At 62.9% G+C, this 20345-nt stretch carries 22 protein-coding genes; 9 read left to right on the top strand and 13 right to left on the bottom strand.

The window, feature by feature from the left end; genetic code table 11:
- Window positions 1-177 precede the first annotated feature (177 nt).
- Complete coding sequence (gene clpX / locus AC0L24_RS26110; RefSeq protein ID WP_013532190.1) at window positions 178-1452, bottom strand: ATP-dependent Clp protease ATP-binding subunit ClpX; 1275 nt, start codon at window positions 1450-1452, stop codon at window positions 178-180.
- A gap of 297 nt (window positions 1453-1749) precedes the next feature.
- Window positions 1750-2379 (bottom strand): ATP-dependent Clp endopeptidase proteolytic subunit ClpP, encoded by a 630-nt coding sequence (gene clpP, locus AC0L24_RS26105; protein ID WP_013532191.1) that lies wholly within the window; start codon window positions 2377-2379, stop codon window positions 1750-1752.
- Between the two features lie 338 nt (window positions 2380-2717).
- Between clpP and AC0L24_RS26100 the strand changes: the two genes are divergently transcribed.
- A complete protein-coding gene (locus AC0L24_RS26100) occupies window positions 2718-3308 on the top strand; it encodes a hypothetical protein (protein WP_473564296.1) in 591 nt (196 codons plus the stop codon).
- An 18-nt stretch (window positions 3309-3326) separates the two neighbouring features.
- On the opposite strand, the gene AC0L24_RS26095 is transcribed toward AC0L24_RS26100, so the two are convergent.
- Window positions 3327-4430, bottom strand: a complete 1104-nt coding sequence (locus tag AC0L24_RS26095) for an NAD(P)/FAD-dependent oxidoreductase (protein WP_473564295.1) — start codon at window positions 4428-4430, stop codon at window positions 3327-3329.
- A 103-nt stretch (window positions 4431-4533) separates the two neighbouring features.
- On the opposite strand from AC0L24_RS26095, the gene AC0L24_RS26090 reads away from it, so the two are divergent.
- Window positions 4534-5784 (top strand): cytochrome P450, encoded by a 1251-nt coding sequence (locus AC0L24_RS26090; RefSeq protein WP_473564294.1) that lies wholly within the window; start codon window positions 4534-4536, stop codon window positions 5782-5784.
- A 73-nt stretch (window positions 5785-5857) separates the two neighbouring features.
- Here AC0L24_RS26090 and AC0L24_RS26085 read toward each other — a convergent pair whose 3' ends face one another.
- The 7 genes from AC0L24_RS26085 to AC0L24_RS26055 all read right to left on the bottom strand — a co-directional run bounded on the left by AC0L24_RS26085 (window position 5858) and on the right by AC0L24_RS26055 (window position 11020).
- Window positions 5858-6208 (bottom strand): cupin domain-containing protein, encoded by a 351-nt coding sequence (locus tag AC0L24_RS26085; protein ID WP_473564292.1) that lies wholly within the window; start codon window positions 6206-6208, stop codon window positions 5858-5860.
- 6 nt (window positions 6209-6214) lie between these two features.
- Complete coding sequence (locus tag AC0L24_RS26080) at window positions 6215-7495, bottom strand: O-acetylhomoserine aminocarboxypropyltransferase (protein ID WP_127370880.1); 1281 nt, start codon at window positions 7493-7495, stop codon at window positions 6215-6217.
- A 225-nt stretch (window positions 7496-7720) separates the two neighbouring features.
- Window positions 7721-8242 carry a CoA-binding protein gene (locus AC0L24_RS26075; RefSeq protein WP_127269926.1) on the bottom strand — a complete coding sequence of 174 codons (522 nt, stop codon included), beginning with the start codon at window positions 8240-8242 and terminating at the stop codon, window positions 7721-7723.
- The gene (locus AC0L24_RS26070; RefSeq protein ID WP_127810680.1) at window positions 8229-8993 is read right to left on the bottom strand and encodes a GNAT family N-acetyltransferase; all 765 of its coding nucleotides are present in this window, start codon (window positions 8991-8993) and stop codon (window positions 8229-8231) included. Before AC0L24_RS26070 ends, AC0L24_RS26075 begins: the two co-directional genes overlap by 14 nt.
- A complete protein-coding gene (locus AC0L24_RS26065; protein ID WP_473564291.1) occupies window positions 8990-9766 on the bottom strand; it encodes an AAA family ATPase in 777 nt (258 codons plus the stop codon). The genes AC0L24_RS26070 and AC0L24_RS26065 overlap by 4 nt, the downstream gene beginning before the upstream one ends.
- Complete coding sequence (locus AC0L24_RS26060) at window positions 9766-10188, bottom strand: VOC family protein (RefSeq protein ID WP_127322812.1); 423 nt, start codon at window positions 10186-10188, stop codon at window positions 9766-9768. The genes AC0L24_RS26065 and AC0L24_RS26060 overlap by 1 nt, the downstream gene beginning before the upstream one ends.
- A 10-nt stretch (window positions 10189-10198) precedes the next feature.
- Window positions 10199-11020, bottom strand: coding sequence for an enoyl-CoA hydratase (locus AC0L24_RS26055; RefSeq protein ID WP_127810681.1), 822 nt, complete (start codon window positions 11018-11020; stop codon window positions 10199-10201).
- Between the two features lie 150 nt (window positions 11021-11170).
- Here AC0L24_RS26055 and AC0L24_RS26050 point away from each other — a divergent pair, with 150 nt between their 5' ends.
- The 3 genes from AC0L24_RS26050 (at window position 11171) to rpsI (ending at window position 12799) form a co-directional block, all read left to right on the top strand.
- Window positions 11171-11635, top strand: coding sequence for a PaaI family thioesterase (locus AC0L24_RS26050; RefSeq protein WP_127810682.1), 465 nt, complete (start codon window positions 11171-11173; stop codon window positions 11633-11635).
- A 215-nt stretch (window positions 11636-11850) separates the two neighbouring features.
- Window positions 11851-12315, top strand: coding sequence for a 50S ribosomal protein L13 (rplM, locus tag AC0L24_RS26045; protein ID WP_013532205.1), 465 nt, complete (start codon window positions 11851-11853; stop codon window positions 12313-12315).
- A 1-nt stretch (window position 12316) separates the two neighbouring features.
- Window positions 12317-12799, top strand: a complete 483-nt coding sequence (gene rpsI / locus AC0L24_RS26040) for a 30S ribosomal protein S9 (RefSeq protein ID WP_023810272.1) — start codon at window positions 12317-12319, stop codon at window positions 12797-12799.
- A 194-nt stretch (window positions 12800-12993) separates the two neighbouring features.
- On the opposite strand, the gene AC0L24_RS26035 is transcribed toward rpsI, so the two are convergent.
- Window positions 12994-13893 carry a LysR family transcriptional regulator gene (locus AC0L24_RS26035; protein WP_127810683.1) on the bottom strand — a complete coding sequence of 300 codons (900 nt, stop codon included), beginning with the start codon at window positions 13891-13893 and terminating at the stop codon, window positions 12994-12996.
- A 91-nt stretch (window positions 13894-13984) separates the two neighbouring features.
- Between AC0L24_RS26035 and AC0L24_RS26030 the strand changes: the two genes are divergently transcribed.
- Window positions 13985-14872 carry an aldo/keto reductase family oxidoreductase gene (locus tag AC0L24_RS26030; protein ID WP_127810684.1) on the top strand — a complete coding sequence of 296 codons (888 nt, stop codon included), beginning with the start codon at window positions 13985-13987 and terminating at the stop codon, window positions 14870-14872.
- A gap of 158 nt (window positions 14873-15030) precedes the next feature.
- On the opposite strand, the gene AC0L24_RS26025 is transcribed toward AC0L24_RS26030, so the two are convergent.
- Together AC0L24_RS26025 and AC0L24_RS26020 are read right to left on the bottom strand one after the other, a co-directional pair.
- Entirely contained in the window at window positions 15031-16089 is a 1059-nt protein-coding gene (locus AC0L24_RS26025) for a glycerophosphodiester phosphodiesterase family protein (protein WP_127810685.1), read from the bottom strand.
- A gap of 97 nt (window positions 16090-16186) precedes the next feature.
- A complete protein-coding gene (locus tag AC0L24_RS26020; protein ID WP_127397416.1) occupies window positions 16187-17395 on the bottom strand; it encodes an acyltransferase family protein in 1209 nt (402 codons plus the stop codon).
- A gap of 123 nt (window positions 17396-17518) precedes the next feature.
- Between AC0L24_RS26020 and speB the strand changes: the two genes are divergently transcribed.
- Genes speB through AC0L24_RS26005 form a run of 3 tightly spaced genes read left to right on the top strand, consistent with a single transcriptional unit; the run spans window position 17519 to window position 20322 of the window.
- Window positions 17519-18526 (top strand): agmatinase, encoded by a 1008-nt coding sequence (speB, locus tag AC0L24_RS26015; protein ID WP_127810686.1) that lies wholly within the window; start codon window positions 17519-17521, stop codon window positions 18524-18526.
- 30 nt (window positions 18527-18556) lie between these two features.
- Window positions 18557-19483: an N-acetyl-gamma-glutamyl-phosphate reductase gene (gene argC, locus AC0L24_RS26010; RefSeq protein WP_127810687.1), complete on the top strand. Its 927-nt coding sequence runs from the start codon at window positions 18557-18559 to the stop codon at window positions 19481-19483.
- Entirely contained in the window at window positions 19480-20322 is an 843-nt protein-coding gene (locus AC0L24_RS26005) for an aminoglycoside phosphotransferase family protein (protein ID WP_473564346.1), read from the top strand. Before argC ends, AC0L24_RS26005 begins: the two co-directional genes overlap by 4 nt.
- The last annotated feature ends 23 nt before the right edge of the window (window positions 20323-20345 follow it).

Raw genomic sequence — 20345 nt, 5'->3', positions numbered from 1 at the left:
CCAGTTAGTTGGATGCACGGCCCCCAAAGATCAAGGGGCGTGTCCAAATCCGCACTTCCAACCCGTCCGCGAGTGACACATTTGCGACGCCAAGCCGTACGCCGCGCAAAAGCCCTGTGTGACAGCAAAACGGCGCCTTGCGGCGCCGTTTCAGAATTTCGCTGCGGGCTCATCATGTCAGGCGCTGACATTGCCCTTCTTTTCCTTCTGCTCGGAGTAGATGTAGAGCGGCCGGGCACTGCCGGTCACCACCTCCTCCGAAATCACCACTTCGCGCACGCCTTCGAGCGCGGGAAGCTCGAACATCGTGTCGAGCAGGATCGCCTCCATGATCGAACGCAGGCCGCGCGCGCCGGTCTTGCGCTCGATGGCGCGCTTGGCGATCGCCGAAAGAGCGTTCTCGTGGAAGGTCAGGTCGACATTCTCCATCTCGAACAGCCGCTGATACTGCTTGACCAGCGCGTTCTTCGGCTCGGTCAGGATCTGGATCAGCGCCGGTTCGTCGAGGTCTTCCAGCGTCGCCAGAACCGGCAGACGGCCTACAAATTCGGGGATAAGACCGAACTTCAACAGATCCTCGGGCTCGACCAGGCGGAAGACATCGCCAGTGCGGCGATCCTCGGGCGAAGCGACGACCGCGCCGAAACCGATCGAGGTCTTGCGGCCGCGATCCGAGATGATCTTGTCCAGCCCGGCGAAGGCGCCGCCACAGATGAACAGGATGTTGGCTGTGTCGACCTGCAGGAACTCCTGCTGCGGGTGCTTCCTGCCGCCTTGCGGCGGCACGGAGGCGACGGTGCCTTCCATGATCTTCAGGAGCGCCTGCTGCACGCCCTCGCCCGACACGTCGCGGGTGATCGAGGGATTGTCCGACTTGCGCGAAATCTTGTCGATTTCGTCGATGTAGACGATGCCGCGCTGGGCCCGCTCGACATTGTAGTCGGCCGACTGCAGCAGCTTCAGGATGATGTTCTCGACGTCCTCGCCGACATAACCGGCTTCGGTCAGCGTCGTCGCGTCAGCCATGGTGAAGGGCACGTCGATGATGCGGGCCAGCGTCTGCGCGAGCAGCGTCTTGCCGCAACCGGTCGGGCCGATCAGCAGGATGTTGGACTTCGCCAATTCGACATCGTTGTTCTTGCCGGCATGTGCGAGGCGCTTGTAGTGGTTGTGGACCGCCACCGACAGCACGCGCTTGGCGTAGGGCTGACCGATGACATAGTCGTCGAGAACCTTGAGGATCTCCTGCGGTGTGGGCACGCCTTCGCGCGACTTCACCATCGAGGTCTTGTTCTCTTCACGGATGATGTCCATGCAGAGTTCGACGCACTCGTCGCAGATGAAGACCGTCGGACCGGCGATCAGCTTGCGCACTTCGTGCTGGCTTTTGCCGCAAAACGAGCAGTAAAGCGTGTTCTTGGAATCGCCGCTGTTGTTGCCGACCTTGCTCATTTTCATGTCCTTTCATGGCCGCCCGCCGATGGTCTGGCTGAAAGGGCGCATACTCTATCTATCGCGGGAATCCGCCGCCGCCAGTGTGTCCCGGCTCCCGCAACGCATTCCGTACGAAACACAAATCAGAAAACGTGGCAATGATTCGCGACAACCCCGCATAAAGCTAAGCCGCCGAAACTCAACATAGCCTTAACGTAGGCAATCCTGTCCCCCGAGGGAACAGCCAATTGTGGCCGAAATGCCGCAAGACGCGCCAAAAGCGCGTGATGGTGCCATCCAACTGCCAACTTGCCTTTATGCCAGCGCCCCTTCGGCCGCCTCGCGCGACGAAATGACCTTGTCGATGAGGCCGAAATCCTTGGCTTCGTCGGCGGTCATGAAATGGTCGCGGTCGAGCGTTTTCTCGATCTCTTCGTAGCTCTTGCCGGTGTGCTTGACGTAGACCTCGTTGAGGCGACGCTTCAGCTTGATGATATCCAGGGCATGGCGCTCGATGTCGGACGCCTGGCCCTGGAAGCCGCCGGAAGGCTGGTGAACCATGATGCGGGCGTTCGGCGTGGCAAAGCGCATGTCCTTGTGACCGGCGGTCAGGAGCAGCGAACCCATCGAAGCCGCCTGGCCGATGCAGAGCGTCGACACGGCCGGCTTGATAAACTGCATGGTGTCGTAGATCGCCATGCCGGAGGTGACGACGCCGCCCGGCGAATTGATGTAGAGGTTGATTTCCTTCTTCGGATTCTCGGCTTCGAGGAACAAAAGCTGCGCGCAGACCAGCGTCGCCATGCCGTCCTCGACCGGACCGGTAATGAAAATGATGCGCTCCTTGAGGAGGCGCGAGAAAATGTCGTAGGCCCGCTCGCCGCGATTGGTCTGTTCGACCACCATCGGAACGAGGTTCATGTAGGTTTCGACGGGGTTCTTCATCAGATATCTCTTATCTCGCGGTGGGATTCCGGCGCCGGGAATGCCGGCAGATCGGGCAGAATCGGTTCTGGATCGTTATTCCGTAAATAGGATGCCGGCTCATCCTTGTGCAAGGCCGACCCCTCCTAGCCATCTGGGTAAGTCGAATCAAGCTTTCTGACCAAGGATTCGGGCCGGCGGATGCTTCCGCGGGTCCGGAGCCGCATGGCCGGCCGCGCAAGGTAGCAGTTTCTTAACCGCGTCACTTAACGAAATGCGCCGAAACCGCTTTTTTCCGAGACGGCTTCCTCTACAATTCAACGTTGAACTTATGCGTAGAGTTCAACAGGGGAAGTGTCATGCCCGGGAAAACCGCATGCTTCACCATCGCCGGCCTGACCATGCTCGGCACGATTTCGCAGACGGCGGCCGGCGGCCGCGCCGTCGAATGTTATGAGCCGGTCCGCAGTCCGGCTGTCTACGACACGGTCTATGAAGACGTGATGATCAGTCCGCCCGGTCAGCAGGTCGACTATATCGCCCCTATCTATGGCACGCGCGAGCGCGTCGTGATGACCGTTCCGGCGCAAGTGACCTACCAGGTCGTGCCGGCCGTCACCCGCACCGTCTACCGCACGGTCCGGATCGATGGCGGCGGCTATTCCTGGGAATGGCGCGTCATCCATGGCCGCAAAGTGCTGTGCAAGGTCTGGCACAATGCGCGCTACGAACGTGTCGCCAAAACCGTGGTGATCCAGCCCGAACGCACGCGGCGCGTGGTCATCCCCGCACAATACGACAGGATCGCCCAAGAGGTGCTGGTGCGGCCGGAGCAAAGGCGCATCATCGATGTTCCCGCCTCCTACCAGACCGTCGCGCGTCGTGTGCTGGTTCGCGAGGGTTCTTCGGGCTGGCGGCGGGTGCATATTCCCAGGCATTGCCAGGATTAGGTCAATCCCCGGCGGCGGTCAGGCGACCTCCGCCCGCAGCCATGCCTTCAAGCCGGCGATATCCCCATCGCCGACAGCAGCGGCAACGCGCCTGCCGACCGCCGCGCCGAACTTGTAGCCGTGACCGGAGCATGCCGAGACAACAAGGCATTTGCCCTTTTCATGCGCCATGAATTTTTCGTCTGATGTGAAAGTGTAGGCGCAGGTGACGACCTCGGTCACCCGATAGTCCTCGATGCGGGCGATCGGCGGCGAAAACAGGTTGCGGATCGCCTCGCCCTCGCCCGCCACCGGCTGACGGTTCCAATCGGCGTCGCTGGTCGGCACCCTGTGCAGGCCGGACCCGAATTTCATGCCGGCGCCGCCGGAGGGCGGGATCACATAGCCGTCGATCGCGCCGCCTACATCGAGGACAACCGGTGCCGCCTGCCAGGCCGCATCGAGGTCGGCCGGCGGTTCGACATAGGCAAGTGCGGTTCGATAGGTCTTCAGCTCGCCGTCCAGCTCCGGAAACAGTTTCAGCACCCAGGCGCCGGCGGCGACGACGATGCGGTCGGCCTGCATCGTCTCGCCGTTTTCGAGCACGATATGGCCGGCTTCGGCGTCGACTTCGACGACCTTGCTATTTTCGTAGACATTGGCGCCGTTGGCGCGCAGCCACTTTGCCAGGCCGGACGCGATCTTGCGGCAATGCAGGGCGCCGCCTTCGGTTGAGAAATAGGCGTAGCGAAACGACCCGGCTTCCAGAAACGGCCAGCGCTTCACGGCTGCATCCGGCTCCAGCAATTCGAACGGAAAATTGCCTTCTTCCAGACCCTCGCGATATTCCTCGGCCTCGTCGCCCGGCTCGCGCGAAATGCAGACAAATCCTCTGGGATCGAGGTGGCTTTCGCCGAGATCGGCCCACATCTCGTCCCAGGCCTGGTAGGCTTCGGTGATCAGCCGGCCATAGCCGGTCCCCGCGCGGTAGGCGCGGCGGATGATGCGATGATGGTCGCCCGACGCGGCCATCGGGTTTGGGATCGGCCCTTGCTCGACGATCGAAACGCTGTGGCCGGCCTTGACCAGAGACCACGCCGTCGAGAGACCGGCAATACCCGCGCCGACAACGATCACATTCATCAAATCAGACTTTCCGCAGCCGGTCGGCTGGCTCAACGTATTGGATTGCGGGCGCCAACATACGGTCTGGAACCAGGCTGGCAAGCTGCGCTATTGGTCTGGCATGAGCAAATTGACGCTTACCGCCCTGGCCTTTGATCCAGCCACTCGACATCTGCGGCTTGACCCGCACGAGCCGGCTTTTTTCCAAAACCCTTATGATGCCTATGCCTTCCTGCACGGCGTATCGAATGCATTCTTCTGGGAAGAATTCGGCTTCTGGTGCTTTGGCGGTTTCGACGACGTCAACCGGCTGCTGCGCGATCGCCGCTTCGGCCGCCAGAACCCGGCCGGCATTCCAGACAGCCGCGGCATTGGACAGGACCGCAGCCATCTCAGGGCCTTCGACGGCATCGAAGCCAATTCGATGCTGGAACTGGAGCCGCCGGTGCACACGCGGCTGAGAACACTGGTCAACCGGGCCTTCGTCTCGCGCCAGGTCGAACGGCTGCGGCCGCGTGTCGAGGCTTTGGCCAACGAGTTGATCGATCGTTTCGAACCAGGCAAGACGGTCGACCTGTTGCCTGCTTTCGCGGCGCCCTTGCCGATCACCATCATTGCCGAAATGCTGGGCGTCCCGGTCGAAATGGGGCCGCAACTGCTCGACTGGTCGCACCAGATGGTCGCCATGTACATGCATGGCCGCACACGCGCGATCGAGGAGACGGCCAACCGCGCGGCGAGCGAATTTGCCGATTTCCTGCGAGGCTACGTCACCGAGCGACGCCGGAATCCCGGCGACGACCTGTTGTCGCTGCTGATCTCGGCGCAGGAGGACGGTGAGAGGCTGTCGGAGGACGAGATGGTGTCCTCGGCGATCCTGCTGCTCAATGCCGGCCATGAAGCGACCGTGCATCAGACCGGCAATGCCGTCCGCTCGATCCTTTTGCAAGGCGGCGATGTCAGCCGCTTCTTCGGTTCGCCCGAGGCGACCGCGGCAACGGTCGAGGAATGCCTGCGCTTCGACGCGCCGCTGCACATGTTCGCGCGCTATGCCTGTCAGGAGATCGAGGTCGCGCCCGGCATCGTCGTGCAGCCGGGCCAGACGATCGGGCTGCTGCTGGGCATGGCCAATCATGACCCACGCGCCTTCGCCGATCCCCTCGCCTTCCGGCCCGACCGTGCCGACCAGAAGAACGTCTCCTTCGGCGCCGGTATCCATTTCTGCATCGGCGCGCCGCTCGCCCGGCTCGAATTGCAGGTGTCGCTGAAAACCCTGTTCGAACGGCACCCGAAGCTGCATCTTGCCGAACGGCCAAGCTTCCGCAACACTTACCACTTCCATGGGCTGGAAACGCTCGCCGTCGGCTTTTGACGATCGCGGGCCTGCCTTAAGCTTCCATGACAAGGCGCCGGAAGGCTGCCTCAGCCAGTTTCCGGGGAAGTGATCAAAGCCTGATCACATACTCCTTGCGAGTCGTTTCAAGCACTTCCCAGCTGCCTTTGAAGCCGGGCCTGAGCACGAAGCTGTCGCCGGCCTTGACGGTACGCGCCTGCCCGCCGTCTTCCGCGATCACCGAAACGCCGGACAGGATGTGGCAGAACTCCCATTCGTCATAGACGATGCGCCATTTGCCCGGGGTCGATTCCCAGATGCCGGCGTAAAGGCCGCCGTCGCGCTCCTCGACATTCCAGGTGAGGAATTTGGGATCGCCCGAGATCAGCCGATCCGGCGTCGGCGCGCCCTGTTCGGCGTCGACAGTGTCGACGCCGATGGCAAGAAATTTTGACTCGCTCATGATCGGTCAGACCTTGGCTAGCGCCTGTTCGAGGTCGGCGACGATGTCGTTGACGTCCTCGATGCCGATCGACAGCCGCACCGTGTCCGGTCCTGCGCCGGCCTTGACCTTCTGCTCGTCGGAAAGCTGGCGGTGCGTGGTCGAGGCCGGGTGGATGACCAGCGACTTGGTGTCGCCGACATTGGCCAGGTGCGAGAACAGCTCGAGCGCCTCGACAAATTTCACGCCGGCGTCATAGCCGCCCTTGAGAGCGAAGGTGAACACGGCACCGGCGCCCTGCGGCGAGTATTTCTTCTGCAGCGCATTGTTCTTGTCTGAGGGCAGGCCGGGATAGTTCACCGACGCGACCTTGGGGTGGTTGGACAGCCAGGCGGCAACGGTGACGGCATTGTCGCAATGGCGCTGCATGCGCAGCGGCAGGGTTTCCAGGCCGGTCAAGATGAGGAAGGCGTTGAACGGCGAGATCGCCGGGCCGAGATCGCGCAGGCCGAGCACGCGCGCGGCAATGGCGAAGGCGAAATTGCCGAAGGTTTCGTGCAGGACAAGACCGCCATATTCGGGGCGCGGTTCCGACAGCATCGGGTATTTGCCCGACTTCGACCAGTCGAAGGTGCCGCCGTCGACGATGGCGCCACCGATCGAATTGCCGTGGCCGCCGATGAACTTGGTCAGCGAATGGACGACGATGTCGGCGCCATGCTCGATCGGCCGGATCAGGTAGGGCGAAGCCAGCGTGTTGTCGACGATCAGCGGCAGGCCATGCTTGCGCGCGATGTCGCCGATCTTCTCGATGTCGACGAAAGTGCCGCCCGGATTGGCCAGGCTTTCGATGAAGATCGCCTTGGTCCTGTCGTCGATCTGGCTCTCGAAGGTCGAGATGTCGTTGGTGTCGGCCCAGCGCACCTCCCAGCCATAATTCTTGAAGGCATGGCCGAACTGGTTGATCGAACCGCCATAAAGCTTGTTGGCGGCAACGAAATTGTCGCCCGGCTGCATCAGATTGTGGAACACGATCACCTGCGCGGCGTGGCCGGAAGCGACCGCGAGTGCCGCCGTGCCACCTTCGAGGGCCGCCATGCGCTCTTCCAGCACCGCCTGCGTCGGATTCATGATGCGGGTGTAGATGTTGCCGAAGGCCTTCAGCCCGAACAGCGACGCGGCATGGTCGGCATCGTCGAAGACGAAGGAGGTCGTCTGGTAGATCGGCGTGGCACGCGCGCCGGTCGCCGGATCGGGCTTGGCACCGGCATGGACGGCGAGCGTGTTGAAACCTGGCGTGCGGGTCACTGAAAACCTCCCTTTTGAAACTCTTGAAATCGCCGGGCATTCTTGGCGAAGCATGAGCGCGAATGCAAAGAAGAAAATGCCCTTCGGCGAACGATCTGCGGCCGAGGCCCGAGAAAATGCACTGGTCTAAGGAATAATTTTGCGCCCAAGGCGCATTGCGCATCAGGCCTTGCTTTTGGTGCACGTCGTTATCCCAAAACCGCCGCGCACTTTTGAGCGACTGTCCTACTTCTGGCGCACGCCAAAACTCTGGAATCCCGACCGCATCAGCGGCTTCTTCGACGACAGCACACCGGAATTGACGCCGGTCCAGCCGATCTCGCCGGACAGCTTGCCGTATTCGATTTTGGGGCAGCGGTTCATCACCACCTTGATGCCCGCCGCCTCGGCGCGTGCGGCGGCCTCGTCATGGCGAACGCCAAGCTGCATCCAGATGACTTTCGGCAAGGGATCGAGACGCAACGCCTCGTCGACGATGCCGGGCACCGCCGCCGGCGCGCGAAAGACATCGACCATGTCGATCGGCTCGGGAATATCCGCGAGCCTCGCATAGGTCATCCGGCCGAGGATCTCCTTGCCGGCCTGGCCAGGATTGATCGGAAACACCGAAAATCCCTTGGCCAGCAGATATTTCAGCACGAAATAGCTTGGCCGCACGTCATTGGCGGACGCGCCGACCATGGCGATGGTCTTCACCGAATTGAGGATGCCGGCGATGTAGGTGTTGTCGTAGCTATCGTGGTTCATGCGGCTTCCTGCGGTAGTGGTATCGGTAAAGTTCACGGCTGAACCCAAGCGAGGCATAGAGAGCGCGAGCCGGCGTGTTGTCGACCACCACCTGCAAGCATGCGGCGTGAGCCCCTGCGCGCCGCGCCCAGCCGATGAGGCCGCCGACAGTCTTGCGGCCCAGACCTTGCTGCCTGAAACGGCCATCGGTTTCAACCGATTCCACCACAAGCAGGCCATTGCGGATGACGCCATATGCCAAGGCGGCAATTTCGCTGTCGCGTTCACAGGATACGAACGCCCGGTCGCCGACGATCAGCCCGGTCATCTCGCGAAAGATGCGGCACTCGGCGTCGTCAAAGGTCCCCATGCGGAACCGCGCCGCGAGCCAGTCCTCGCCCGGCACTTTCGAAACGGTGACCTGCTCATCGCGGACTTCAGCCAGGTCGCCGATCCCGGCATGGAGATGGATCGTGCCGCCTTCCGGCTGGTAGCCGCGATGGTCGAGTGCGGCTTCGAGCTCGCCGGCGATGTCGGGAACCCGAAACAAGGGCGTCTGGCCGTGGCCGATGTAGAAGGACTCGGCGGCGCCGATGACTGCATCAGGCGCGCCACGCTGGCCGCGCAAGGGATTGGCCGAATTGGTGCGCCGGATCCGTCCGCCGGAGCGCCGCAGGAGCCAGCCATCAAAGACCGCCCCGGTCGCCGCCGGCCAGCCTTCGCGGCATGCCTGCTCGACGCGCCAGTTGAGATCATCGTCGCCGGCGCTCACGCGTCATCCTCCCGCAGCGCTTCCTCCATGAACGCCTGCGGATCGGTACAGAAGTCGCGCATCATGCGAAAATGATCGGTATCGCTGAAATCGGTGGGGTCGAGCCCGAAGCGGCTGATGCGGAACAGCCGCGCGCCGGGACAAGCCATCAGCAACGGCGAATGCGTCGCCATGATCACCTGCGCGGTGCCCGACTGGTCCATGCGCCGCAGCATCTTGAGCAGCTCGATCTGTCGCGTCGGCGACAGTGCGCTCTCGGGTTCGTCAAGGATGTAGATGCCCTGCCTGCGGCAGCGCTCCTCGAAAAATCGGATAAAGCCCTCGCCATGCGACCAGGACAGGAAGTCCGGCGGCGCCCCGCCAGATTCCAGCGCTGCCTGATCGAGATAGCGGGCCACGGAGTAGAAGGATTCGGCGCGAAAGAACCAGCCGGCGATGACTTTCGGCAGCCAGTGACCACGGAATGCGTTGGCCAACGCAGCACCACTCTTGTCGATGGCGCTGGAATGGTCGACTGGCATATATCCCTTGCCGCCGCCGGCTTCGTCATAGCCGGCCAGTGCGCCGATCGCCTCGAGCAGCGTCGATTTGCCGGTGCCGTTCTCGCCGACAATGATGGTGATCGGCGTGGTGAATTCGAGTTCGAACTCATGGCCGCGAAACAGCGGCAGGTTCCAGGGATATTTCTCCCAGTCCGCCACGCGCTCGGCGTCGAGCAGGATGCGCTTCAGATAGGGAGCCTTTAGCCGCGTCAGCTGCTTGCGATGGGCCATCAGCCGGGTAGCGAAATCGTGCCGTCTTCCGCGATCGGAAAGGCCGGATTGTGCGCCACTTCCCAGACATGCCCGTCGGCGTCGGCGAAATAGCCGTACCAGCCGCCCCAAAAGGCCCGGCCGGCCGGCTTGACGATGCGGCCGCCGGCTTTTTCCGCCCTGGCGAGCACGTCGTCGACTTCGGCGTCGGAACGAGTGTTGTAGGCGAGGTAGACCGCCGATGGCGCCGCGGCGAAGGCGATGCCGGAATCCTCTTCTGCGCTGGCGCGCGGGAACAGGCCGAGGATGACACCGCCCATCTGGAAGAAGGCGACCCCGTCGGTGATGCCGGCATGCCGCTTCAAGCCCATCTCTTCGTAGAAGCGCACGGCGCGGTCTAGATCATCGGTAGCAATGGTGATGATGGAGATGCGCGGCTCCATGACGTTCTCCTTACTCGTCCTTCCATTCCGGCTTGCGCTTGCCGATGAAGGCGCCGATGCCCTCCTCCGCGTCGCGCGCAAGCATGTTCTCGACCATGATCCGGCCGGTATAGGCATAGGCGTCGGCCAGCCCCATTTCAGCCTGGGCGTAAAAGGCTTCCTTGCCGGTCTTGACCACCAAAGATGATTTGGAAGCAATGGTTTGCGCGTATTTGGTGACGATCTGATTCAGGTATTCGCGCGGCACGACGCGGTTGACCAAGCCGAACTCCTTGGCGGTCGCCGCATCGATCGTCTCTCCGGTCAGCAGCATCTCCATGGCATGCTTGCGCGAAACGTTGCGCGACAGCGCCACCATCGGCGTCGAGCAGAACAGCCCGATATTGACGCCCGGCGTGCAGAAAGTAGCCTCATGTGAGGCGATCGCCAGATCGCAGCTGGCGACCAGTTGCAGCCCGGCGGCGGTGGCCAGGCCGTCGACTTCCGCGATGACAGGCAAGGGATGCCGCACGATGGCCTGCATCAGCGTCGCACAAGCGGCAAACGTCTCTGCGAAGAAGGTCTTGCCATGATCGGCGTCAGTGCGGCGCGCCGTCATTTCCTTGAGATCATGGCCGGCGCAGAACACCTTGCCGGCCGCCGACAAAACGATGACGCGAACGGCCTTGTCGGCCTTGGCGCGCTCGAGTTCGGCCGTCAGCGCCGCCATCACCGCCAGCGACAGCGCATTGGCGGGCGGATTGGCGAGCGTCAGGCGCAGCACGCCCTTGTCCAGTTGTGCAACAACCGGCCCTTCAACGGCGGCAGGCTTGATGGCAAGGATTTCGGCCATGGATAAGGTCTCCGCGATTCCGCCTGGGGCTGCCAGAGTATCTAATACCGGATCAGGTTTCGTCCAACACCGATCGCTTGCGCCAGGGGACGAAGGTTGTCAGAAATGCCGCGCCGCGCCCATACAGGTCGGCCAAAACGAGGGACCGACATGCCCGCCCAAATCAATTTGAAGCCGGTTCTGACCGCGCAACAAGTCAATGCGCTGATGGAGACCGTCTATCCGCAGCTCAACGAGCAGTTCAAATATTTCGAGGCGATCGACGTGTTCCCCGGCGGCTGCACCGTGCGGCTCAACGCCGGCGAGCGGCACTTGCGTCCGGGCGGCACGGTGTCCGGCCCTTCGCTGTTCACGCTGGCCGACATTGGCGGCTACGTCTGCGTGCTCAGCCATGCCGGGCCGGATGCGCTTTCCGTTACCGTCAACCTCGACATCAATTTCGTGCGCAAGGCCGAGGCCGGACCGATCGATGGCCATTGCCGCATCCTGAAGCTGGGCAAGAGCCTGATGGTGTTCGACATCGACATCGTTGCCGGCCCGGACGGGCACACGGTGGCGCACGCCACCGGCACCTATTCGATCCCGCCGAAGCGGAATGGCGATGTGGTAAAATAATACCTTTCACTTAACTTATTGTTTTCGCCGCATTTTGTCAGATATTCTCCTTTTCGCGCGCCTTGACGCGATCACCACCCTCGCCTATAAGCCCTCACGAAGCAGCGGCCCGCAAAGGCCGCCGTTTTGTTATTGGCGGCGGACAGCGTCCTTCCGACAATCCAAGCAACAAGAAACGCCTTCTTTTATGAAGGTCAGAACCGAGAGCAGAAAACATGACAACCTTTTCGCAGAAGCCTGCGGATGTGGTGAAGAAGTGGATCCTGATCGACGCCGAAGGTCTCGTCGTCGGTCGTCTGGCCACTGTCATCGCCAATCATCTTCGCGGCAAGCACAAGCCGACCTTCACCCCGCATGTCGACGACGGCGACAACGTCATTGTCATCAATGCCGACAAGGTGGTGTTCACCGGCAAGAAGTTCACCGACAAGGTCTATTACTGGCACACCGGCCACCCAGGCGGCATCAAGGAGCGCACCGCGCGCCAGCTGCTCGAGGGTCGTTTCCCCGAGCGTGTCGTCGAGAAGGCCGTTGAGCGCATGGTCCCACGTGGCCCGCTCGGTCGTCGCCAGATGAAGAACCTGCGCGTCTATGCAGGTGCCGAGCATCCGCATGTCGCACAGCAGCCCGTCGTGCTCGACGTGGCCAAGCTGAACGCCAAGAACAAGAAGGTCGCATAAGATGGCTGAGCTTTCCTCGCTCGCAGAACTGGGCGCCGCCACCGGCAACACCAATACCCAGCCGGCAGCCCCCGTCCACGTCCAGAAGCTCGACAAGTCGGGCCGCGCCTATGCCACCGGCAAGCGCAAGAACGCCATTGCGCGCGTCTGGGTGAAGCCGGGTTCCGGCAAGATCATCGTCAACGACAAGGAATTCGCGACCTATTTCGCGCGTCCGGTCCTGCAGATGATCCTCAACCAGCCGATCATCGCCTCCAACCGCGCCGGCCAGTACGACATCGTCGCGACCGTTGTCGGCGGCGGTCTCTCCGGCCAGGCTGGCGCCGTGCGTCACGGCATCTCCAAGGCGCTGACCTATTACGAGCCGACGCTGCGCGCCGTGCTCAAGAAGGGCGGCTTCCTGACCCGCGACAGCCGCGTCGTCGAGCGCAAGAAGTACGGCAAGGCGAAAGCCCGTCGTTCGTTCCAGTTCTCGAAGCGCTAAGCACTTCGCAGCTTCAGACAATCGAAAAGGCCGCCTCCCGGGCGGCCTTTTTGTTTGCGGCTCGGCAGTCACCCCACCCGCGCCTGCGCGACCTCCCCATCGAGGGGAGGTAGAAGAGCGCGACGCCCTACCTCCCCTCGATGGGAAGGTCGGCGCGTAGCGCAGGGTGGGGTGAAGGCGCCGGCATAAACAGGTCAGGCCTTGCCGCCCTTGATATAGTCGATGAACGCCCGCAGCGGGGCCGGCACCAGCCGCCGGCCGGGATAATAGAGGAACGGTCCGGGAAAACTCGGCCACCACGGTTCGAGAATGGGCTCAAGCGCGCCGCTTTCGAAGTAGGGGCGAAGCCAGCCCTCGAAGAGGCCGATGATGCCGGTGCCGGCGATGGCCGCATCGACGGCAAGATCGGTCGCGCCGCCGATCCGCACGATCAGCGGCCCTGTCGGATCGACCCGCACCACCTCACCGTCGCGCTCGAACTCCCAAGGCAGCATCGCACCGCTGGAAAAGCGCCCGCGCACGCAAGAGTGGCCAAGCAGGTCGCTCGGGTGTTGCGGCCGCCCATGACGAGCAAGATAGGCAGGGCTGGCAGCGGTGGCGAAGCGCTGCACGCGCGGTCCGATCGGCACCGCGATCATGTCCTGCTCCAGCCGCTCGTCATAGCGGATGCCGGCGTCACACCCGGCCGCCAGCACATCGACAAAGTTCTCATCGGCGATCACTTCCAGACGGATGCCGGGATAGGCGGCGAGGAAACCCGGCACGATATCGGGCAAGATCAACCGCGCGGCGCTGACCGGCACATTGAGACGCAGCGAGCCCGCCGGCCTGTCGCGAAAGCCGTTCACCACGTCCAGCGCCGCCTCCACCTCCGACAGCGCCGGACCGAGCCGCTCCAGCAGGCTGAGGCCCGCCTCGGTCGGGACAACGCTGCGCGTCGTGCGGTTGAACAGCCTGACACCGAGCTGCACTTCCAGGCGACGCACCGCCTCACTCAAGCCGGAGGCGCTGCCGCCGCTCGCACGCGCGCCATCGCGAAAACCGCCGGCGCGCGCCACCGCCACGAAGGCGTTCAGATCGCTGAGGTCCATCATTGTTCGCCATTCCGCACGGCCTGTGTGGATTGTACCGGATTATCACGAGGTTGGGCAGCGCCTATCTCTGCCTCCTCAAAGGAGATCAATCATGTCCAACATCCAACAATCCGGCACCTTCGCCCCCGCCACCTTCAAGCTTGGCAGCCACACCGTGAAGCGGCTCGGCTACGGTGCCATGCAACTCGCCGGACCCGGCGTGTTCGGGCCGCCCAAGGACCATGACGCGGCATTGGCCGTGCTGCGCGAGGCCGTGACGCAAGGCGTCGACCACATCGACACCAGCGACTTCTATGGACCGCACGTCACCAACCTTTTGATCCGCGAAGCGCTGGCGCCCTACCCTGACGATCTCGTCATCGTCACCAAGATTGGCGCCCGGCGCGGCGCGGATGGATCGTGGTTGCCGGCCTTTTCCGTGGAAGAGCTGACCCAGGCCGTGCATGACAATCTAAGCAATCTCGGGCTCGAGGTGCTCGATGTGGTCAATTTGCGCATCATGTTCGATACCCATGGTCCAGCCGAAGGGTCGATCGAAGCGCCGCTCACCGTGCTGGCCGGGCTTCAACAGAAAGGCCTGGTCAAACATATCGGGCTGAGCAACGTGACGCCGGCGCAGATCGCCGAAGGGCGCCGTATCGCCGAGATCGTCTGCGTGCAGAATCAGTACAATCTTGCGCATCGCGGCGACGACGCCCTGATCGACGACCTTGCCCGCGACGGCATTGCCTATGTGCCGTTCTTCCCGCTCGGCGGCTTCAACCCGCTGCAATCCTCCACCCTGTCGGACGTCGCAACACGCCTCGGCGCCACGCAAATGCAGGTTGCGCTCGCCTGGCTGCTGCGCCGCGCGCCCAACATCCTGCTGATTCCCGGCACATCGTCGGTCGGACATTTGCGGGAAAACCTCGCTGCTGCCGAACTCAAGCTTTCGGACGATGTGCTCAACGAATTGGATGGGATGGCTAAGGCGGCGTAAAGCGCGCCAATCTCCCCCCTTGAGGGGGAGATGTCGCCAAAGGCGACAGAGGGGGTCGGCACGACCGGGCGCGACCTCCTGCGGCAGATGAAGGTTGGCGCTCTGTGCGCGGCGACCCCCTCTGGCCTGCCGGCCATCTCCCCCTCCAGCGGCGAGCCTCAATTGATACTCGCCGTATTCGCCGGCTCAACCGGCCGCTCCCCATCTGTATAAGGCACGCGAAAACCATTCGCCGTCAGCCATACGATGGCTGCCTTCGGCTCGTCCGTCTGAATGATTGTGGCGCCGCGATCGGCCCAAAAACCCCAGACTTCGCGCGGCAGGCTGGCCTGCACCGCCAGTTCGTCGCCGCGGCCGCCGGCCAGGAAGCCGCCCGGCTTGCCAGCGATGGTGTAGGTGTCGGCCCAGATGTGCCAGTTGCCCCTGACCGCGGCCGCGCGCATGCGCGTGCTGAACAACGGCCCGCCGGTCTCGGTCAGCGTCTCGGCGCCTGCCCGCCAGTTGATCAGCTCGATTGCGCGCGGCGAAAAGGCATGGCCGACCGTCCGGGCGAAGCCGGCATCACGCACCGCGTCATCGGCGATGATCGGCATGAACTGGAAGCCGCCGCCGATAGCGGTCATTGCCGCCTGGACCGTGGTGATCCGGTTCTGGTTCCACAAATTCTCCTTGACGATAACCTGCTCGGCCATGCCGAGATCGCGAGCCACCGCGATCATGCCCGAGAGGTCGCCGACGTCGAGCTTGTTGTCGAGGTTGATGAGGGTCCTGTCCCTGGTCGCCATCAGCATCTCGCGCAGCGTCGAGACTGTTTCACCCGTCACCGCACCGGTGCCTTCGACCACCAGCCTGCAGGTCTTCAGTTCGGCCAGGGTGTATTTGACCACCTCGCCCTTGCAGGTGGTGGTGCGGTCGAGCCAGCTGTCATGCATGACGACGAACTCACCGTCCTTCGAGCGCCTGATATCGACCTCGACGATTTCTGCGCCCATGGCGATCGACCCCTCCACGGCGGCAATCGAATTTTCCGCGTAGAGCGTCTTGCCCGCCTGCATGCTGCCGGCGCGATGCGCGACCACCATGACGTGGTCGCGCCACTGGTTGGCGTGCTCGAAGCGGTCAAGAATCTGCCTGGCGCGGGTCTCGCCGGCCAATGACTGGTCAGAAAAGGCCACAAGTGCCGAGGAAAACAGAAGGCTCAGCCAGATGGTCCGCATCGAGAATCGCTCCTTGCCGGATCGAGATCGGGATAGGCGACCCTCGTGACATCCAGGTGAACGAAGCCGGCTAGCGGTTGTTCGCGGGGAGTGCGCGTCAGATGCGTTTCGAGAGCCGGCGGAACCACGCCATGGCCGGCATCTCGACAAACCGCCAGGTGATCCAGGAGGCGGCAATGGTGGCCGCGAGCATGACGACGATCGCCAATGCTCCGGTCCAGCCGGCGCCGAAGCCGGTGGCAGGCTGGCCGCGCAGCATGAAATCGCCCATCAGGCCGAGGCCGAGCTTGCGCTCGACGAGCCCGGCGATGTTGATCAGGCGCGCCTGGACGAAAATGTGGACCATGTAGATCGAGTAGGACAGCGCGCCGAGCGTCAACATGAACGGGGTTCTCAGCAAGGCGCTGATCCAGCCGCCCTCATGGGCGAACAGGAACAGCGCCAGCGCGAACACCAGGGGTGCCGCGATGCCGAAATCATTGCCGCCCGCCAGCGAGACGAAAAGCACGATGACGGTCACCATGACGATTTCGGCAAGGGTCCAGTCCATCCGCGGGCCGCTCCTGGCGAGGGCCTGTCGCGCCCCTGCAATGGAATCATGCTGAAACCAGGCCAGCAAGGCGCCGAGCGAGAAGCCGTACAGGCAGCGGATGAAGCCGAAATCGAAGGACACATCCATATGATGGGTCGAGAAACCGAGCAGGAACAGCGGCGCGGTGACGGCGGCGGCGACGAACCATATCCAGGCGCGCGCGCCGGCGACGAAGACCACGCCAGCAAACAGGAGATAGGCGAAGAACTCGGCCGAAATGCTCCAGCTTGGCGCATTCCAGGTCAATTGATCCTCGAAACCGACACCCTGGAGCAGAAGAAGATTGGCAAGCAGGCTGCCGAGGTCGAAGCCTCCGCTGAAGGGGGCAGCCCCGGTGCCGTGCAATTGCGGCAGCATCAGCCGCAGCAACTCGAAGCCGGCGAAGGCGGCAAGCATGAGCAGATGCAGCGGGTAGATGCGGCCGAAACGGACCAGTGCGAAGCGCGCGACCTGTTCCGGCTGGTTCAGCCGATCGCCGTAGCTGCTGGCGATGACGAAACCGGAGAGGACGAAGAAGAAATCGACGAACAGGTAGGACGAACCGATGAAGGCGCTTTGCGAAATCGTCGAAGCGGTCGGAAAGTGAAACAGCGCCACCAGAAGCGCGCAGATGCCGCGCCACGAATCGAGCACCAGGAAGCGTTCGCCGGCGACCGTGCCGGTGCGGGCCGACGCCACGACAAGGGTGGGGTTGAGAAACGCGGTCTGCGTCATGATGATACAATCCTGTCTTGCCGTGGCACTCGGGCAGCGCCATTCCGTCTCGCCAAGCTGTGACTGGCATCTTCCGTGCCGGTTCTGTAGTTGTTGCACCCCGATGAAAAACGAGGATCCGTAATGGCGAACAACAACATCGACAACGCCTTCACCGCCCGTTCCAAAACGGGCGCCGCGTTCGAGCCGACCTATTCCGGCGCGCTGTCGTTCATGCGCCGCAAATACACAAAAGACGTGAAGGGCGCGGACGCGGTGGTGTGGGGTATTCCCTTCGATGCCGCCGTCACCAACCGGCCGGGCGCCCGCTTCGGGCCGCAGGCGATCCGCCGCGCCTCGGCGATCCTCGATAACGACCCGCAATATCCGTTCTCACGCGATTTGTTCGAGCATCTGGCGGTGGTCGACTATGGCGATTGCCTGCTCGATTCGGGCAATCACCAGAAGACACCCGGCACGATCGAACGTGAAGCGGCCAAGATCCTGAAATCCGGCGCCTTCCTGCTGACGCTCGGCGGCGATCATTTCGTCACCTGGCCGCTGCTCAAGGCGCATGCCGCCATCCATGGTCCGCTCGCCTTGGTGCAGTTCGACGCCCATCAGGACACCTGGCCGGACGACGGCAAGCGCATCGACCACGGATCCTTCGTCGGCCGCGCCGTCAAGGAAGGCATCATCGACCCCGACCGCTCGATCCAGATCGGCATCCGCACCCATGCACCCGACACGTTCGGCATCAAGATCCTCCATGGCCATGAAATCGAGGAGATGCGGGCGTCCGATATCGCCTACGCCATCGTCGACCGCACCGGCGGCAAGAAGACCTACCTCACCTTCGACATCGACTGCCTCGATCCGGCCTACGCGCCTGGCACAGGCACGCCAGTTGCCGGCGGGCCGTCCTCGGCGAAGATCCTGTCGACGCTGCGCCAACTCAACCAGATCGATATTGTCGGTGCCGACATCGTAGAGGTTGCGCCGGCCTATGATCACGCCGATATAACGGCGATCGCCGGCTCGATGGTGGCCATGCAATATCTCGGCCTGCTGGCTGAGCGAAAGGCCCGGCTTGAAGAGTTGAACAACGGCAACCACAATGGTGCCGCAGTGATTCAAGGTCAGGGCATATAATCTTGAAATATCAGGGAATTTGATCAACCCATGAAACCGAAAATCTTCATCGACGGCGAACACGGCACCACCGGCCTGCAGATCAGGGCGCTGCTTGCCGAGCGCATTGATCTGGAGATCATTTCCATCCCGACCGAACGCCGCAAGGAAACGGCGGCGCGCGCCGAGTTTCTCAACGCCGCCGATGTCGCGATCCTGTGCCTGCCTGACGACGCGGCGAAAGAAAGCGTCTCGCTGATCGCCAACGACACCACCAAGGTCATCGATGCGTCGACCGCGCATCGCGTGGCGGAAGGCTGGGCGTATGGTTTCGCCGAGATGGACAAGGACCAGGCAAAGGCGATCGCCTCGGCAAAACGCGTCGCCAATCCAGGCTGCTGGCCGCAGGGACCGATCGCCACGCTACGGCCGCTGGTCACGTCAGGCCTGCTGCCGGCGGATTTCCCGATCACCGTCAACGGCATTTCGGGCTATTCGGGCGGCGGACGGCCGATGATCGAGGACTATGTCGCCAAGGGCGAGGAAGCCTCGGAATTCCTGCCCTACGGCCTCACGCTTCAGCACAAGCACGTGCCGGAATTGAGGGCCTATGCCAGGCTGTCGCATGATCCGATCATGCAGCCGGCGGTCGGCAATTTCGCGCAAGGCATGATCACCGTGGTGCCGTTGCAGCTTGGCAGCCTCGACCATGTGCCGACCGGTGCGGAGCTGCATGCGGCGATTGCCGACCATTTCGCCGCCATCAAGGGCGGCGTGGTCGAAGTGGCGCCCTATGCGCATTCGGAGCGCATGCCGGAGATCAATCCCGAGGTCTACAACGGCACCAACCGGATGAAGGTCTATGTCTTTGCCAATGACAAACGGGCGCAGGCCCTGCTGCTGGCGGTCTATGACAATCTTGGCAAGGGTGCCTCGGGTGCCGCCGTGCAGAACATGGACCTGATGCTCGGCCTCTGATGGACGCGCCAGCCTTTCCGGCGCGCTGGAAAGTCAGCGCGCCCGAACTCATTGCCGAGACCTTTTCGAGCCGCATCTGGAAGGTTTTGCGCGAAGACGGGTCGCCGGCGATCGTCAAGGCGCTCAAGCCTTTCGACGACGTCGCCGACGAGTTGCGCGGCGAGCATTATCTCGCCTGGCGGCGCGGCGAAGGCGCGGTGCGCCTGCTCGGCCGCGACGGCCACAGCATGCTGCTGGAATATGCCGGTGAAACGCTGCTTCAGCAAGTTCTCGACGAACAGGGCGACTTTGTAGCGACCGCAATTGCGGCCGAGGTGATGGCGAAGCTGTTTTCACAGGGGAAAGACCCCTTCCCGCCCGAACTTCAGCCGCTCCGGGAACGCTTCGCCAGCCTGTTCAACAAGGCGAATGCCGATCGCGACGCCGGCCATGACGGCCTCTATGTCGAGGCCGCCACTATTGCCGACCGGCTGCTGACCGATCCGCACGATATCAGGCCACTGCATGGCGACCTGCATCACGAGAACATCCTGCACGGACCGCGCGGCTGGCTGGCTATCGATCCGAAGGGCGTGCTCGGCGACCCCGGCTTCGATGCGGCGAACATGTTCTACAACCCGCTCGAGCGGGACGATCTCTGCCTCGACCCCGAGCGGATCGCTGGTATGGCCGGGATCTTTGCCAACACTCTGGGCCAGACACCGGCCGCTATCCTTGATCATGCCATCGCCTATGGCTGCCTTTCGGCATACTGGCATCATGAGGACGACAATGCGGTCGAGGAGAACCGCGAATTGTCGGTCGTCAAGGCGATCCGGGCGGTACGGGCAAGCTTCTGATCCGGACCCGGTAGATCAGCTCC

It is taken from the genome of Mesorhizobium sp. WSM4809 (assembly GCF_055811655.1).
Note: the sequence above shows the minus strand (reverse complement) of the source record. Positions and strands in the feature narration are given on the sequence as shown.

Coding starts and splice junctions, on each gene's coding strand:
- clpX (WP_013532190.1), bottom strand. CDS start 1,452: ATGAGCAAGGTCGGCAACAACAGCGGCGATTCCAAGAACACGCTTTAC.
- clpP (WP_013532191.1), bottom strand. CDS start 2,379: ATGAAGAACCCCGTCGAAACCTACATGAACCTCGTTCCGATGGTGGTC.
- AC0L24_RS26100 (WP_473564296.1), top strand. CDS start 2,718: ATGCCCGGGAAAACCGCATGCTTCACCATCGCCGGCCTGACCATGCTC.
- AC0L24_RS26095 (WP_473564295.1), bottom strand. CDS start 4,430: ATGAATGTGATCGTTGTCGGCGCGGGTATTGCCGGTCTCTCGACGGCG.
- AC0L24_RS26090 (WP_473564294.1), top strand. CDS start 4,534: ATGAGCAAATTGACGCTTACCGCCCTGGCCTTTGATCCAGCCACTCGA.
- AC0L24_RS26085 (WP_473564292.1), bottom strand. CDS start 6,208: ATGAGCGAGTCAAAATTTCTTGCCATCGGCGTCGACACTGTCGACGCC.
- AC0L24_RS26075 (WP_127269926.1), bottom strand. CDS start 8,242: ATGAACCACGATAGCTACGACAACACCTACATCGCCGGCATCCTCAAT.
- AC0L24_RS26065 (WP_473564291.1), bottom strand. CDS start 9,766: ATGGCCCATCGCAAGCAGCTGACGCGGCTAAAGGCTCCCTATCTGAAG.
- AC0L24_RS26060 (WP_127322812.1), bottom strand. CDS start 10,188: ATGGAGCCGCGCATCTCCATCATCACCATTGCTACCGATGATCTAGAC.
- AC0L24_RS26055 (WP_127810681.1), bottom strand. CDS start 11,020: ATGGCCGAAATCCTTGCCATCAAGCCTGCCGCCGTTGAAGGGCCGGTT.
- AC0L24_RS26050 (WP_127810682.1), top strand. CDS start 11,171: ATGCCCGCCCAAATCAATTTGAAGCCGGTTCTGACCGCGCAACAAGTC.
- rplM (WP_013532205.1), top strand. CDS start 11,851: ATGACAACCTTTTCGCAGAAGCCTGCGGATGTGGTGAAGAAGTGGATC.
- rpsI (WP_023810272.1), top strand. CDS start 12,317: ATGGCTGAGCTTTCCTCGCTCGCAGAACTGGGCGCCGCCACCGGCAAC.
- AC0L24_RS26035 (WP_127810683.1), bottom strand. CDS start 13,893: ATGATGGACCTCAGCGATCTGAACGCCTTCGTGGCGGTGGCGCGCGCC.
- AC0L24_RS26030 (WP_127810684.1), top strand. CDS start 13,985: ATGTCCAACATCCAACAATCCGGCACCTTCGCCCCCGCCACCTTCAAG.
- AC0L24_RS26025 (WP_127810685.1), bottom strand. CDS start 16,089: ATGCGGACCATCTGGCTGAGCCTTCTGTTTTCCTCGGCACTTGTGGCC.
- AC0L24_RS26020 (WP_127397416.1), bottom strand. CDS start 17,395: ATGACGCAGACCGCGTTTCTCAACCCCACCCTTGTCGTGGCGTCGGCC.
- speB (WP_127810686.1), top strand. CDS start 17,519: ATGGCGAACAACAACATCGACAACGCCTTCACCGCCCGTTCCAAAACG.
- argC (WP_127810687.1), top strand. CDS start 18,557: ATGAAACCGAAAATCTTCATCGACGGCGAACACGGCACCACCGGCCTG.